This window comes from Nocardioides sp. T5 (assembly GCF_048161455.1).
Classification (GTDB): domain Bacteria; phylum Actinomycetota; class Actinomycetes; order Propionibacteriales; family Nocardioidaceae; genus Nocardioides.
Genome location: NZ_CP182415.1, coordinates 4134415 through 4149098, shown reverse-complemented (window position 1 = coordinate 4149098; position 14684 = coordinate 4134415). Strand labels below are relative to the sequence as shown.

At 73.1% G+C, this 14684-nt stretch carries 14 protein-coding genes; 7 read left to right on the top strand and 7 right to left on the bottom strand.

Annotated elements, in window-relative coordinates:
• Positions 1-21 precede the first annotated feature (21 nt).
• Positions 22-1827, top strand: a complete 1806-nt coding sequence (locus ACNKF0_RS20305) for a sensor histidine kinase (protein WP_416954600.1) — start codon at positions 22-24, stop codon at positions 1825-1827.
• On the opposite strand, the gene ACNKF0_RS20300 is transcribed toward ACNKF0_RS20305, so the two are convergent.
• Complete coding sequence (locus ACNKF0_RS20300) at positions 1799-2263, bottom strand: GNAT family N-acetyltransferase (protein ID WP_416954599.1); 465 nt, start codon at positions 2261-2263, stop codon at positions 1799-1801. The genes ACNKF0_RS20305 and ACNKF0_RS20300 overlap by 29 nt on opposite strands.
• A gap of 132 nt (positions 2264-2395) precedes the next feature.
• On the opposite strand from ACNKF0_RS20300, the gene ACNKF0_RS20295 reads away from it, so the two are divergent.
• Both ACNKF0_RS20295 and ACNKF0_RS20290 read left to right on the top strand, forming a co-directional pair.
• Complete coding sequence (locus ACNKF0_RS20295) at positions 2396-3769, top strand: pyridine nucleotide-disulfide oxidoreductase (RefSeq protein WP_416954598.1); 1374 nt, start codon at positions 2396-2398, stop codon at positions 3767-3769.
• Positions 3770-3995: 226 nt separating this feature from the next.
• A complete protein-coding gene (locus ACNKF0_RS20290; RefSeq protein WP_299931305.1) occupies positions 3996-4916 on the top strand; it encodes a glucose 1-dehydrogenase in 921 nt (306 codons plus the stop codon).
• A 133-nt stretch (positions 4917-5049) separates the two neighbouring features.
• Here the strand turns inward: ACNKF0_RS20290 and ACNKF0_RS20285 are convergent, their stop codons facing one another.
• A complete protein-coding gene (locus ACNKF0_RS20285; RefSeq protein ID WP_416954597.1) occupies positions 5050-5868 on the bottom strand; it encodes a hypothetical protein in 819 nt (272 codons plus the stop codon).
• 92 nt (positions 5869-5960) lie between these two features.
• Between ACNKF0_RS20285 and ACNKF0_RS20280 the strand changes: the two genes are divergently transcribed.
• A complete protein-coding gene (locus tag ACNKF0_RS20280; RefSeq protein WP_299931303.1) occupies positions 5961-7046 on the top strand; it encodes a YihY/virulence factor BrkB family protein in 1086 nt (361 codons plus the stop codon).
• A 168-nt stretch (positions 7047-7214) separates the two neighbouring features.
• Here ACNKF0_RS20280 and ACNKF0_RS20275 read toward each other — a convergent pair whose 3' ends face one another.
• The 4 genes from ACNKF0_RS20275 to ACNKF0_RS20260 form a co-directional block, all read right to left on the bottom strand.
• Entirely contained in the window at positions 7215-8144 is a 930-nt protein-coding gene (locus tag ACNKF0_RS20275) for a PfkB family carbohydrate kinase (protein WP_416958595.1), read from the bottom strand.
• Between the two features lie 5 nt (positions 8145-8149).
• Positions 8150-8692 (bottom strand): cysteine hydrolase family protein, encoded by a 543-nt coding sequence (locus ACNKF0_RS20270; RefSeq protein WP_416954596.1) that lies wholly within the window; start codon positions 8690-8692, stop codon positions 8150-8152.
• Positions 8693-8776: 84 nt separating this feature from the next.
• Positions 8777-9613: an ABC transporter permease subunit gene (locus ACNKF0_RS20265; RefSeq protein ID WP_299931301.1), complete on the bottom strand. Its 837-nt coding sequence runs from the start codon at positions 9611-9613 to the stop codon at positions 8777-8779.
• A complete protein-coding gene (locus ACNKF0_RS20260; protein ID WP_416954595.1) occupies positions 9610-10515 on the bottom strand; it encodes an ABC transporter ATP-binding protein in 906 nt (301 codons plus the stop codon). The genes ACNKF0_RS20265 and ACNKF0_RS20260 overlap by 4 nt, the downstream gene beginning before the upstream one ends.
• Positions 10516-10671: 156 nt before the next feature.
• Between ACNKF0_RS20260 and ACNKF0_RS20255 the strand changes: the two genes are divergently transcribed.
• Together ACNKF0_RS20255 and ACNKF0_RS20250 are read left to right on the top strand one after the other, a co-directional pair.
• Positions 10672-11856, top strand: a complete 1185-nt coding sequence (locus ACNKF0_RS20255) for a hypothetical protein (RefSeq protein ID WP_299931299.1) — start codon at positions 10672-10674, stop codon at positions 11854-11856.
• A gap of 115 nt (positions 11857-11971) precedes the next feature.
• Positions 11972-12778, top strand: coding sequence for a hypothetical protein (locus ACNKF0_RS20250; RefSeq protein ID WP_416954594.1), 807 nt, complete (start codon positions 11972-11974; stop codon positions 12776-12778).
• A gap of 18 nt (positions 12779-12796) precedes the next feature.
• On the opposite strand, the gene ACNKF0_RS20245 is transcribed toward ACNKF0_RS20250, so the two are convergent.
• The gene (locus ACNKF0_RS20245) at positions 12797-13933 is read right to left on the bottom strand and encodes an aminotransferase class I/II-fold pyridoxal phosphate-dependent enzyme (protein ID WP_416958593.1); all 1137 of its coding nucleotides are present in this window, start codon (positions 13931-13933) and stop codon (positions 12797-12799) included.
• A 129-nt stretch (positions 13934-14062) separates the two neighbouring features.
• On the opposite strand from ACNKF0_RS20245, the gene pyrE reads away from it, so the two are divergent.
• Positions 14063-14593 (top strand): orotate phosphoribosyltransferase, encoded by a 531-nt coding sequence (gene pyrE, locus ACNKF0_RS20240; RefSeq protein WP_299931296.1) that lies wholly within the window; start codon positions 14063-14065, stop codon positions 14591-14593.
• Positions 14594-14684: the final 91 nt, after the last annotated feature.

Sequence of the window (14684 nt, the reverse complement as noted above, 5' to 3'; positions counted from 1 at the left end):
GCGCCGCGACGAGGAGGTGTGATGCACGACGAGACGGACCGGGGGCGACGCCATGCCCAGTCCCCCTGGCTCGACGAGCAGACGCGCCAGCACCTCCAGGTCCTGGTCGAGGGCGTGGCCACCCTCGCCGGCTTCGCGCAGTCGTCGCTGACGCTGCGCCGCGACGGCCACTTCGAGGTCGTCGCCGCGGCCGGGGTCGAGGACGGCTTCGTCGGCACCCAGGTGCCGGCCGGGTCGATCGAGGACGAGCTCGCCGACGCCGACGAGTGGGGCGTGTGGCGCTTCGTCCCGCACGACCGCGCGAGCGAGGAGGCGCTTGCCTACAGCCACATCCCGGACGTGACGCCCCTCGAGGGGGAGGACGCGTGGCACCCGCTCGATCTCCTCGCCGCCCCCCTCCACGACGACCAGGGCCGGCTGCTCGGCCTGCTGTCGGTCGACATCCCCGACGACGGGCGCCTGCCGTCGCCGCAGAAGATGGAGGTGCTGACGCGTTACGCCGGTCTCGCGCGCACGCTCGTCCTCCTCGCCCTCGAGCGCGAGGAGCTGAGCGAGCAGGTGCGGATGGCCACCGAGGCGCGGGCGATCGTGCGCCAGGCCCTCGGCGAGCCGACGCTCGAGCTGGTGCTGGAGGCCTGCCGGTCCGCGGTCGTGTCGTGCTTCGACGCGGTGGGCATGTGGCTGACCGCCTTCAACCCCGACGGGGTCGGCTCCACCACGACGTCGTACGCCGTCGGCAACGCCTACGACGCGCCGCCGTTCGCCGAGATCGACGACGTGGTGGTGCGGCTGGCGCACCGCTACTGGGCCGACCAGTACGTCGCGCCGTTCTCCCGTGACAGCCTCGACCAGCCGGGCCTGGCCCGCGGCGACGCGGAGCGGCTGCTGGCCTTCCTCGAACGGATCGGTCTCGGCGCGGTGCTCTTCGTCCCGCTGGGGGTCGGCCCGGAGTGCGTGGGCTTCCTGGTCCTGACCCGCGTCTCCGACGCCCGCCGCTGGACCGACATCGAGATCGATGCGGCGCGCGACATCGGTCGCGACCTGGGCCTCGCCGTCGGCAAGGCGCGCCAGCTCGAGCTCGAGCGCGCCATCGCCGACCGGCTCCGCAAGCTCGACAGCTATCGCGTCGAGGTGGTCACCACGATGGGTCACGAGCTGCGCAACCCGCTCTTCTCGATGAGCGCCAACCTCGAGCTCCTCGACACCGGCGCCCTCGACGACGACGCCCGCAGCTCCGTCGCGGCCGCCGCCCGTGGGGCCGCCCGGATGCGCGCCGTCATCGACGACATGCTCACGATGGCGCAGGTCTCCGACCCGCACCGCGAGTTCGACCCGATCCCGGTCGACCTGCGCCGGGTGGTGCACGACGTGTGCGACGAGTGCAACGCCGCGGCGACGGCCGGCGACGTCACCTGCGAGGCCGAGCTGCCCGACGAGCCGGTGCTGGTGCCCGGCGAGCCCGAGGAGCTGCACCGCCTGCTCACCAACCTCACCTCCAACGCGATCAAGTACACCGACCCCGGCGGCCGGGTGACGGTCCGCGTCGGCACCGAGGGGGACAGCGTCGTCGCCACGGTGGCCGACACGGGCATCGGCATCTCCCCGGCCGACCAGGAGCAGCTCTTCCGCGAGTACTTCCGCTCCACCAACCCGGCTGCGCTGACCCGGCCCGGCACCGGCCTGGGCCTGGCCATCGTCGCCCGGATCGCCGCCCGCCACGGCGGCTCGGTCGACATCGCCTCCGAGCGCGGCCGCGGCACGACCGCGACCCTGACCCTGCCGGCGTACGACGACGAGGTCAGTGCGGAGCCGTCGACAGCGTCATGAAGGTGCTGTTCGGGTCCTCGGCGTAGGACCCGAACGGCGGGCACGGCACGAAGCCGGCCCGTGCGTAGAACCGCCGCGCGGGCTCGAAGAACTCCATGCTCCCCGTCTCCAGCGACACCCGAGCCACCCCGCGCGCCCGGGCGTCGTCGAGCGCGTGGGCCAGCAGCCGGGTCGCCACCCCCGTGCCGCGCAGGCGCGGCTCGGTCCGCATGCTCTTGAGCTCCTCGTGCCCGTCCGCCACCGCCGCCAGCGCGACCGTGCCGAGGATCGTGTCTGCGTCGACGCCCACCCAGAGTCGTACGCCGTCGGTCTGCAGCGCGGCCAGGTCGAGCGCGTGCCGGCTCTCTGGCGGCGCCGTCGGCTCCATGTCGTCGAGGTGGGCCTGCAGGAAGGCCTCCAGCCGCGGGTCGGCGAAGTCGGCGCGGGAGATCTGCACGGCGTCAGTCTGGCGCAGAGCGCGGTGGCTGTGGTCCATCCGGTGGACCACAGCCACCGCACTGTCCCGAGGATCCGCGATCCTGTCCGCTGAGGCGGGCGCGGACGCCCGGAGGTGTGCCAGCGTGTGTCCATGACTCGCACACTGGACGTCGACTACCTGGTGGTGGGTGCCGGCGCGATGGGCATGGGCTTCACCGACGCGCTGGTCGACCACTCCGACGCGCGCGTCGCGATCGTCGACCGCCGCCACGGGGCCGGCGGGCACTGGCTGGAGGACTACCCGTTCGTCCGGCTGCACCAGGCCTCGACGTTCTACGGCGTGGCCTCGACGGTCCTCGGCGGCCAGGTCCAGGAGCAGGGGCCCGAGGCAGGGCTGCACGTGCGCGCCTCCCAGCCCGAGATCGTCGACTACTACGCCCGCGCGCTCGAGCGGCTCCGCGCCACGGGTCGGGTCGAGGTGCGGACCGGGTGCGATGTCGTCGGGCGCACGGTCGTCTCGCGCATCTCGGGGCGGACCTGGGAGGTGCCGTCGTCGTGCCGCGTCGTCAACGCCCACTACCTCTCGCCCAGCATCCCCGCCGAGTCGTCGGCTCCCTTCTCGGTCGCCGACGATGCGCGCGTGGTGACGGTCAACGACGTGGTCCGGCTCGAGGAGGCGCCGAGCCAGTACGTCGTCGTCGGCTCGGGCAAGACGGCGACCGACGCCTGCGTGTGGCTCCTGGGGCAGGGTGTCGACCCCGACGCGATCTGCTGGGTGCGACCCCGCGAGCCATGGATGCTCGACCGCGCCCTCATCCAGCCAGACCCGGCGGTCTACCTCGGGGTGGCGGCGACCACGTTCGAGGAGGCCACGGCCTCGGCGTCCCTCGACGAGATGTTCCTGCGGCTCGAGGACGCCGGCGTGATGCTGCGCATCGACCGCTCGGTCACGCCCACCATGGCGAAGACCCCGACGCTCGGAGTGTGGGAGCTCGACCTGCTGCGCTCGATCGAGGACGTCGTACGCCACGGGCACCTGCGCCACGTCGAGCGCGGTCGCCTCGAGATGGCGGACGGCACGACCGTGCGGGTCGCGGGCGACGCGGTGGTCGTGCACTGCGCGGCCGAAGGACTCAAGAACCCGCCGCTCGTGCCGGCCTGGCGGGCCGAGGACATCACCATCCAGCCGGTCCGTGCGGGGTTCCCGTGCTTCGGAGCGGCGGTCACCGGCTACGTCGAGGCCACCCGGCACGACGACGCGGAGAAGAACCGGCTGTGCCCGCCCTCGCGCTTCGGCAACTCGCTCGTGCAGTGGGCCGACATGAACGTCCGCGGCGCCCGGGCCACCATGGTCCTCGCCGGCGAGCCCGACATCGCCGCCTGGGCGAACACCGTCGCGATCAATCCGGCGCGGGTCCCACCGGCGTACGCCGCCTCCGAGGAGCTAGGCCGCGTCCGGGAACGGCTGGCGGCGAGCACCGGCCCCGGCCTCGAGGCCCTGACCCGGCTGATGGCGACCGGCTGAGTCCCCGCTGGTCGAGGAGGTCGCCTTCCTCGACCAGCGGGGGCTGTCCCCGATCAGTCGGCGGGCAGGAAGACCCGCTGCGTGTCGCGGGGTCGCGGGCTGGTCCGCTTCGACGGCTTCCGGGCGACCACGGCGTCCTTCGGGGTCATGAGGATCGGTGCCCCGCATCGACCGTCGTGTGCCGGGTACCGCCGGGACGGACCATGCACCTGCGAGGAGGACGACGATGAGCAACGACGGACAGGCCGACCAGACCCGGCAGGACCCCACCGAGCTGCACGACCAGCCGGAGACCGAGGGGGAGCGGCTGCCGAAGCCCGGCGACGAGGACTCGGTCACCGGCGAGATGGGCGAGAAGCCCGACCATGGTGAAGAGACGTACGTCGGCCACGACCGGCTGCTCGACCAGGTGGCGGTGATCACCGGCGGCGACTCCGGCATCGGCCGCGCCGTCGCGCTCGCCTTCGCGCGCGAGGGCGCCGACGTGGTGATCGCCTTCCTCGAGGGCGAGCACGACGACGCGCGCGAGACCGCCCGCCTGGTCGAGGACGCCGGCCGCCGGGCCGTGCTGGTGCCGACCGACCTCGTCGAGGAGTCGGCATGTCAGGCCCTGGTCGACACGGCCGTCGACGAGCTCGGCCGCATCGACATCCTCGTCAACAACGCCGCCTACCAGATGGCCCAGCCCGGCGGGATCGCGGACATCACGACCGAGCAGCTCGACCGGGTGATGAGGACCAACGTCTACGCGATGTTCTGGCTGTGCAGGATGGCGCTGCCGCACATGAGGCGTGGCTCGACGATCATCAACACCTCTTCGATCCAGTCGTCGCAGCCCTCGCCGGCCCTCCTCGACTACGCCTCGACCAAGGCGGCGATCGTGAACTTCACCCGCGGGCTCGCCCGAGCGGTGGCGGAGCAGGGCATCCGGGTCAACTCCGTCGCACCCGGCCCGATCTGGACGCCGCTCATCCCCGCGACGATGCCCGACGACAAGGTCGCGTCGTTCGGTCAGGACACGCCGCTCGGGCGAGCCGGGCAGCCGGCCGAGGTGGCGACCGCCTTCGTCTTCCTCGCCTCGCCGGAGTCGAGCTACATCACCGGTGAGGTCATCGCCGTGACCGGGGGCAATCCGGTCACCATGTGAGTACTGGGCCCCGCCACTGGCTCCGGGTGGCCAGCGGGGCCCTGCCGGGGACTCCCCGCTCGAGCGGGGAGTCCGCCACTTCGAGGCCTGTGCAACCCCCGACAAGTGACGGACTTGCCCGCCAGGTACGCCGTCATGTCGTCCCGACGGCCGCGTAGCCCTCGCGGTAGGACGGGTACGTCGGCGCCCAGCCCGTCGCGCGCAACCGCGCGTTCGAGAGGCGCTTGCCGTGGCCCCGGGCCGGGTCGGCCTGCGGGGGAGCGGGGGCGCCGAGGCGGTCGGCGAGGAAGGCCGCGACGTCGCCGAGCTGCGCGGGCTCGTCGTCGGTGCCGAGGTAGAGCCGCTCGGGCTGGGCGGGCATCGTCAGCAGGTGCACGACGGCCTCGGCGGCGTCGGTGCGGTGGATCCGGTTGGTCCAGCGGTGGGGGTCGTCGATCCGGCCCTCGCGGACCTGGTCGAGCAGCCGCGTGCTGCTGCCGCCGTACAAGCCGGACAGCCGCAGGACCGAGCCGTGCGGGATGCGGTCGTGGAAGGCCTCCTCCGCGGCGACGAGCATCCGGACGGGACCGTCGGAAGGAGCCGGCGGCGCCGTCTCGTCCTCGAGGTCCGGCAGGTCGCGGCTGCCGTGCACCGCGGTCGACGAGACGAGCACCGCCCGCTCGGGCGGCTCGGCCAGCGCGTCGAGCGCCCGCGTCATCCCGTCGACGTACGTCGACCGGTAGGACTCCTCGGTCCGCGGCCGCGCGGTCAGCGCGACGACGAGCAGACGAGGGCGTACGTCGGACAGGTCGGGCGCCTCAGCCGTGAGGTCGACCGAGCGGCCGACCAGCGGCGTCGGCACCAGCGAGGCGTTGCGGCGCAGGGCCAGCACGCCGTGGTCGAGGTCGGCCAGGCGCAGGCCGACGGCGGCGCCGAGGTCGCCGGCACCGACGAGGAGCACGTCCGGGGTCATCCGGCCACCGTAGCGAGCGCAGTGCGCGCCGACGTGTCCTGACCGCTCGGGCCGTCGAAGTATGGGCCGGCCCGGTGCGGGCACTGGGTGGCATGAGCGACCGATCGACCACCACAGACAGCGAGTCCACGAGCAGCGAGCGGGAGCAGACCGCCCCCGCGCCCGACGCGTCCCGCAAGCCCGACTCGCCCGCCGACCTGGTGAGGCCCACCTGGGGCTACTCCCTGCGCAAGACCGTCCGCGAGTTCATGGACGACCAGTGCACCGACCTGGCCGCGGCGCTGACCTACTACGCCGTCCTGGCGTTGTTCCCCGCAGCGATCGCGCTCCTCTCGCTCGTGAGCCTCGTGGGCCAGCAGCAGCAGACGGTGGACACGCTCCTGCAGATCCTGCGCGACATCGGCGCCTCGTCGGCCGCCAGCACCCTCGAGGGCCCCCTGAACGACCTCGCCGGGAGCCAGGGCGGCGGCCTGGCGCTCGTCATCGGTCTTGCGACGGCCCTCTGGTCGGCCTCGGGCTACGTCAACGCCTTCAGTCGCGGCATGAACCGGATCTACGAGATCGACGAGGGGCGACCGATCTGGAAGCTCCGCCCGGTGATGTTGCTGATCACCCTCGTGACGGTGGTGCTCGTCGCCGTCGTCGCCGTCGGGCTCGTGCTGACCGGCCCCGCCGCCGAGGCGGTGGGCAGTGCGATCGGGCTGGAGTCGGCCGCCGTGACGGTGTGGAGCATCGCCAAGTGGCCCGTGCTGCTCGCGGTCGTCGTGCTCATCGTGGCGCTCCTCTACTACGCCACCCCCAACGTGAAGCAGCCGAAGTTCCGCTGGATCAGCGTCGGCGCGATCGTGGCCATCGTGGTGTGGGTCATCGCCTCGGCCGCGTTCGGCTTCTACGTCGCCAACTTCTCCAGCTACGACAAGACCTACGGCTCCCTCGCCGGCGTCATTGCGTTCCTGCTGTGGCTGTGGATCACCAACCTGGCCCTGCTCTTCGGCGCCGAGCTCGACGCCGAGCTCGAGCGTGGCCGCCAGCTCCAGGCCGGCATCGCCGCCGAGGAGGAGCTGCAGCTGCCTCCGCGCGACACCCGCAAGTCCGACAAGGCTGCCGCCAAGGAGCAGGAGGACATCGAGCGGGGCCGTCGGCTGCGCGAGTCGCAGGGGCGCGACTCCTCGTCCTGAGTCGTACGCCCCCCCGCCGCCCGCCTCCCGCCCCCGCGCAACCTGAACTTCCACGCGTACGGGTGGAAGTTCATCGGACAGCGAGCGTGAGGAAGGGGAAGAGAGCCTGAACTTCCGCGCGAACGGGTGGAAGTTCATCGGGCGGGGCCGAGCGCTGGCGTCCTAGGCTCAGCGGCCGGCCAGGAAGGCGTCGACCTCCGCCGCGGTCGGGGCGGACTCCGGCCCGCGGCGGGTGACCTTGATGGCGGCGGCCGCGTTGGCGCGTCGGCAGCCCTCGTCCCACGGCGTACCGGCGGCCACCTCCGCCAGCAGCGCGCCGGTGTGGGTGTCGCCGGCGCCGTTGGTGTCGACGGGCGTCTGCGGGAACCCCGGGACGTACGTCGTCTCCCCGGCGACGTGGACGGCGCAGCCCTCCGGCCCGTCGCGGACGATCGCGACCGCGTCGCCGCGCAGCAGGGGAGCGATCGCAGGGGTGAGGGCGGCGAGATCGCGGGGCGCGTCCTGCCCGACGACCCGCAGGAGGTCCTCGGCCTCCTCGGCGTTGCTCGACCAGACGTCGGTCACCTCGAGCATCGCGGCCCGCACGGCCTCGTCGAGGCCGGCGAACGCCGCCCCCGGGTCGAGCACCACGACCACGTCGGGGTGCAGCGTCGGCAGCCACGCGAGCAGCGGGTCGCGGGTGCTGTCGAGCGCGAGGGAGAAGCCGGTGACGCACACGAGGTCGCCCGGGCCGGGCGCGGAGGTGCCGAGCGACTCGACGCTGATCCGGCGCTCGGCTCCCAGCGTCGTGACGAACGTCCGTTCGGCGCTCGGCTCGACCATCACCACGCAGATGCCGGTGTCGAGGTCCTCGACAGGAGGGGCCGACACCCCGATCCCGGCGGCGCTGAGTGCTGCGCGGATCAGGTCGCCGTGGGGCCCGGTGCCGATGGCGCCGGCCTGCACGCACTCCGCGCCGAACCGGGCCGCTGCCAGCAGCACCGTGACCGTCCCGCCCGCGTAGTCGGTGGCGGAGGCGGCCATCACGTTCTGTCCGCGGTCCGGCAGGTCGGGGACCTCGACGACCACGTCCACGAGGGCCTGGCCGGTGTGGATCACCCGGCTCAACGGAGCACGTCTTCCGTCGTGGCCAGCGTGATCTGCGGCGGGTAGAGCGACATGACCTTCATCGCTGCCTCGTGGTTCTCGGGCGTCGAGCCGGCACACGCGTCGGTGACGACCGTGATGGTCGCTCCGGCGTCGGCGGCCGCCAGCGCCGTCGACACGACGCAGCAGTCGGTGCTCACCCCGGCGAGCACCAGGTGGGGGAGCGGCCCGGTGACCGCCGCCAGCTCGGGCCCCCACTTGCCGAAGGTCGGGAGCGAGACCACCGTGTCCGCCAGCCCCTGAGCCTCGGGCACGAGGTCGAGCAGCGGGTCGTCGTGGGGCACGTCGGCGAACGGCCAGGCGTCGAGGTAGGCCCGCCAGCTGCCCTGCGCGTCACGGTCGGGCACCCAGCGCGTGACCACGGTGCGCTGGCCCGCGGCGGACGCGAGGCGGCGTACGGGCTCCACGATGTCGGGGAACATGGGCGAGCCCCACGCGCTGTCCGGGGAGGCGAAGATCCGCTGCGGGTCGATCACGACCAGCCAGGCGTCGGGATGCATGCCGTCACCCTGTCAGAGAAACATCAGCGGCCGCCGGTCCCCCGACCGGCAGCCGCTGATGGGCACGAGGTGAGTAGAGGGGATCTACTTCACCTCGGCACGCAGGATCGCGCGCAGGCCGATGGCCAGCGGGATCCAGAGCCACACGAGGGTGGTGACGCCGAGCTGCTGCCAGTACTCGGTGGTCATCGACTGGTCGAAGAGCCGGGTGATGGCGAAGTTGACGTCGACCCACGGCTGCAGGTCGCGGAACCACTCCTGGAAGGCCGCCAGTGCTCCGAGAGCGGCGGGCAGGACGAGCGAGTAGACGAAGTAGCCCACGATCGCGGCGGCCGAGCTGCGCATCAGGACCCCGAGGGTGAAGCCGATGAGCATCCCGAGGACGTTGGCCAGCACGATCTGCCCGAACTCGGCGAGCGTGACGTTCCAGACCGGGTCGAGGCCGGTGATCGCCGAGCCGACGAGGTTGCCGACGGCGCCCACGGCCAGCGCGAGGAACATCGAGGCGACACCGATGGTGAGCGTGACGAGCATCTTGGCCGTGATCACCCGGCCCCGCCAGGGGACGAGCGTGTAGGTCGTGAGGCCGGTCCGCTGGCTGTACTCGCTGGTGACCGACAGCAGCCCGATGATGGGCAGGATCACCGACAGCGGGAAGCCGATGGCGCTGGAGAACGTCTCCTGGTCGATCGCGGAGTCCGGCGCCCAGATGATCACGGCGGCGGTGGCGAGCACCGAGACGATGCCGACGCTGGCCATCAGCCAGAAGCCCGCACGGGTGTCGAACATCTTGCGCAGCTCGACGCCCACCAGGCGCGTCATCGGGATGGGTCGTACGACGCGGCGCGCGGCGGGTGCCGCGGGCGTGGGCGGGGTGGCGACCGCGGGAGTGCGGGTCGCGGGCTGGATCTGGGTGGTCATGCTGCTGCTCCTTCGCGAGCGGTCTCGGCGGTGAGCTCGAGGAACATCTCCTCCAGGCCGGCGCCGTCGGCGGCGCGCAGCTCGCACAGGACGACGCCGGCACGGTGTGCCGCCGCTCCCACGAGCTCGGGATCGGCGTCGGCGCGCAGGCCACCGTCGATCGGGTTGGTGACGACCGACGCCTCGTGCAGGGCACGGGCGAGGTGGGCCTGCTGGGCGGGGTCGGCGGTGCGGACGAGGGTGCCGGCCGCGGCGAGCAGCTCGGCCTTGCTCCCCTGCGCCACGATGCGGCCCTGGCCGATGACGACGAGGTCGTCGGCGATGACCTCGATCTCGTGGAGCAGGTGCGAGGACAGCAGCACGGTGCCGCCCTGGTCGGCGAAGCCGCGGAGCAGGTCGCGCATCCAGCGGATGCCCGCCGGGTCGAGGCCGTTGGCGGGCTCGTCGAGGACCAGCACCTGCGGGTCGCCGATGAGGGCGGTCGCGATGCCGAGGCGCTGGCGCATGCCGAGGGAGTAGTTGCGGACGCGACGCTCGGCCTCGGACTCGGTGAGGCCGACGCGGGCCAGGGTCGCGGCGACGCTCGACCTCGGGAGGCCCATCGTCTGTGCGGCGATCGCGAGGATCTCGCGACCGGTCCGTCCGGCGTGCTGGGCGGAGGCGTCCAGCAGGACGCCGACCTCGAGGCCGGGGTTGACCAGCTCGTGGTAGTCGCGGCCGGCGATCGTGACCTGCCCGGCGCTGGGCCGGGTGAGCCCGACCATCATGCGCATGGTCGTGGACTTGCCGGCGCCGTTGGGACCGAGGAAGCCGGTCACGCGACCGGTCGCGGCCGTGAAGGAGACGCTGTCGACGGCCGTGAACGGGCCGTACTGCTTGGTGAGGTGCTCGACGCTGATCATGGGTCCAACCCTCGCCGCGCGGGGCCCCTCCGCGCATCGGGGACGGCACCCCTCCGGTCCCTGAGGACGACCCTGAGAAATCCCGCACGGAGGGCAAGGAGCACCGGGTCGGGCCGCGGATGGGGAGAGTTGGGCCGGACTTGGGACACTGGACGGGTGAGTCAGCCCACCAAGAACCGCCCGCCCCAGGTCAGCCTGGCCTCGGGCATCGTCATGTTCTCCTCGGTGGTGGTGCTCCTCACCGCGTGGGAGCGGGTCACCTCGCTCCGCTCGCTCGAGACGCAGGAGGCCATCCGCGACGTCCTCGCCGGCGCGCCGTTCTCCTCCCTCGGCCTGACCGTCTCGAGCACCACCGACCTCCTGCGAATCTCGTGCATGGTCGCGGCGGCCGCGGCCTGCGCCACCGCGATCCTCGGGTGGTACGTCCGCAAGCCCGACCGCTCCTCGCGCCTGGCCCTCACCCTGTTCGCGGTCGTCGTGTTCCTCACCGGCATCCCGGCCGGCGGGCTGGCGGGCTCGTTCGTGGCCGCAGGAGCGGCGATGCTGTGGATGCAGCCCGCGCGCGAGTGGTTCGCCACCGGCCGTTGGACGCCGCCCGACCCGGCACCCGCGAAGGACTCCGGGCGCGCCGACCGCGATGCGTCGGGTCGCACGCCGTGGGACGCCCCCGGTGCCTCCGGACCCGCCGACCCGTGGGCGCGTCCGCCCGCCGACGCCGGTGGGGCCGACACCCCGCCGCCGGCCAGCAGGCCCTTCGGCGAGCCCGGCCCGCACGCGCCGCACCCGGTCGACCGCCCCGCCGAGTCGCCGTACGGCCAGCCCCTCCAGCAGCCGCAGCCCCCGTCCCAGCAGCCGGCGTCGTACGCCCCTCCCGCGACGGACTGGCAGCGTCGCCAGCTCCTCAACGCACGGCCCGGCGCGATGGTGGCGGCGTTCGTCATCACCGTCGTCACGGCCGGAGGGCTCCTCACGCTGTCGCTCCTGTGGCTCGCGATCGCGGGCTTCTCGCCCGACTTCCTGCAGAGCGTCCTGGAGCAGCAGCAGCCGGAGATGCTCGACGACGGGCTGAGCCTGGAGCAGGTGCGCACGACCGTGTTCGCGCTCGCGGGGGCCTTCGTCGTCTGGTGCCTGGTCGCGCTGGTGCTCGCCGGCTTCGCGATGGCGCGTCGCGAGTGGGCGCGCCGCGGTCTGATGGTGAGCGCCGCCTTCAGTGCCGGCGCCTGCTTCGCCCTGGTCCTCAACACCCCGCTCGTCCTGATTCCGGCCGCGGCCGCCCTGGCGACCGTCGTCTGCCTGCGGCGCGGGGACGTACGCCGCTGGTTCCAGCTCGACCCGCGCTGACGCGCCGCCAACCGCCGACGTGGTGAGATAGACGCATGAGCGAGCGCAGCGAGCGAGTCATCCAGCACAGCGCGACACGTGCCTCGTGCGCGCACGGAGCGAAGCGAGTACGCGCATGAGCAACCCGGGACCGACGCACCAGCCCTACGGCCAGGACCCCTACGGCCAGCAGCCGGGTGGACAGCCCTACCCCTACGGCCAGCAGCCGTCCTACGGCCAGCAGCCGGCAGGCGACCGGCGCCCCGGCACGGTGACCGCGGCCGCCTGGATCACCATCGTCTTCTCCGCCCTCACCGCCGTGCTGTTCGGCCTCACCGGCCTCGCCCTGCTCGTCGCCCGCGACCAGGTGATCACCGAGATCGAGCGCGTCCCCGAGTTCCAGGACGCCAACATCGACGCCGACGCCGCCGTGGGGGTGATCCTCGCCGTCGTCCTCGGCCTCGTCGTGTGGGCGATCGTCGCGATCGTGCTCGCCGTCCTCGTGATGCGACGCTCCAACGTCTCCCGGATCCTGCTCGTCATCTCCAGCGCGGTCGTCGCGCTGTTCTCGCTGCTCGGCGTCACCAGCGGCGTCTCGGCCGTCACGCTGATCGCCGCGATCGCCGTCATCGTGCTGCTCTTCGTGGGTGGTGCGGGTGAGTGGTTCAAGGGCACCTCGGGCCACGACGGCCTGCCGGCCCAGTACGGCCAGCAGTACCCCAGCCCCGGCCAGTACGGCACGGGCTCGACGGCGCCCGACCCCTACGGCCAGCAGCCCGGTCAGCAGTCCTCGCCGCAGTACCCGCCGCCGCCGAGCAGCACGCCCTACGGCCAGGGTGACGCCTACGGCCCGGGGAGCCAGGACAACCCCTACGGCCAGCCGCGGCCCACCGGCGAGGAAAATGGCGCCGAGCACCCGCCGCGGGACTACCCCGGCCGCTGAGCCCCGCCCGGCGGTCGGTCAGCGCGAGAGGTCGGCGGCGGCGAGTCGTCGTACGCCCTCGCTGATCACGTCGGGCTCCTTGCAGAACGCCCACCGCACGAGCTGGCGGCCCGCCTCGCGGTCGTCGTAGAACCCCTGCGTGGGGATGGCGACCACGCCGGCCAGCTCGGGCAGCGCCAGGCAGAACGCGCGGCCGTCCGGCCAGCCGAGGTGGCTGACGTCGGTGGTGGCGAAGTAGGTGCCCTCCGGGACCCGCGGCACCAGGCCGGCGGCGGCGAGCCCGTCGCAGAGCAGGTCGCGACGTCCCTGCAGGTCGCGCGCGAGCGCGCGTGGCCAGTCGGGCTCGTGGTCGAGCGCGTGCGCGACCGCGGGCTGGAGCGGGGAGCCGGACGTGAAGGTGAGCCACTGCTTGGCGGCGAGGACGGCCTGCACGAGGGGCTCGGGCCCGGTGGCCCAGCCGACCTTCCAGCCGGTGAAGCTGTAGGACTTGCCGGCGCTCGAGAGCGTGAGCGTGCGCTCCCACATGCCCGGCAGGGTCGCGATCGGCACGTGTCCCTCGGCGGAGCGCGCGTCGTCGAAGACCAGGTGCTCGTAGACCTCGTCGGTCACCACGATCACGTCGTGCTCGATCGCGAGGTCGGCGACGACCTGCAGCTCCTCGCGCGTGAGCACGGTGCCGGTGGGGTTGTGCGGCGTGTTGAGCAGGATCAGCCGGGTGTCGCCGGTGACCGCGGCACGCAGCTCGTCGAGGTCGGGCCGTGGTGTTGTCCTCGAGCCGGCGGGCGCGCGCAGCGTCACCGGCCGCCGGCGGGCGCCGCACATGTCGAGCATCGCGACGTAGGAGTCGTAGTAGGGCTCGAGCACGACGACCTCGTCGCCCGGGTCGACGAGCGCGAGCAGCGCGGCGGCGATGGCCTCGGTGCACCCGGTCGTCACGACGACCTCGCGGTCCGGATCGGGCTCGAGGCCGTAGTGGCGCTGCTGGTGCCGCGAGATGGCGGCCCGGAGGGCGGGTACGCCGATGCCGGGGGCGTACTGGTTGGCACCGGACTCCAGCGCCGCCTCCGCCGCGGCGACCACCGAGGCCGGACCGTCGACGTCGGGGAACCCCTGGCCGAGGTTGAGGGCGCCGGTCCGGATCGCGAGCGCCGACATCTCGCTGAAGACGGTCGGCGGGATGTGGGCGAGCCGGGCGGCCAGGGAGAGATCGAGGGGCTTCGCGGTGGGCACCCGCCCACGCTACCCAGAGGGCCCGGCCGGCGGCGTCCCACTAGGGTCGGTGCCGTGACCACCGACGCGACCCTCGCCGCCGACATCGACGCGACCTGCCGCCTCACGGGGGAGTTCACCCTCCGCTCGGGGCAGGTGGCCGACACCTACTTCGACAAGTACCTCTTCGAGGCGCAGCCGGCCCTGCTCGACCGCGTGGCCGCGCAGATGGTCGACCTGCTCCCCGAGGGCACCGAGCTCCTCGGCGGGCTCGAGCTCGGCGGCATCCCGATCGCGACCATGGTGTCGGCGCGGACCGGTCTGCCGGCGCTCTTCGTGCGCAAGCAGGCCAAGGAGTACGGCACCGCCAAGCTCGCCGAGGGCCCCGACGTCGCCGGTCGCCGGGTCACGATCATCGAGGACGTCATCACCACGGGCGGCGCGGTCCGCGACGCGACCCGGGCCCTGCGCGAGCTCGGGGCCGTCGTGGAGGTCGTGGTGTGCGCGATCGACCGCTCGCCCGAGGGTGAGGACCCGCTGGCCGACGTCGGGCTCGAGGTCCGCTCCGTGCTGACCCGCGCCGAGCTGGACGCCGTACGCGGCTGACCCGTTGCGGAGGTCGTACGACGGGGGGTGAGCCACGCAGGTTCTGAGCCGCCGGAACCTGCCTCACGCACCGCCCCGGCGGGGGTCGTAC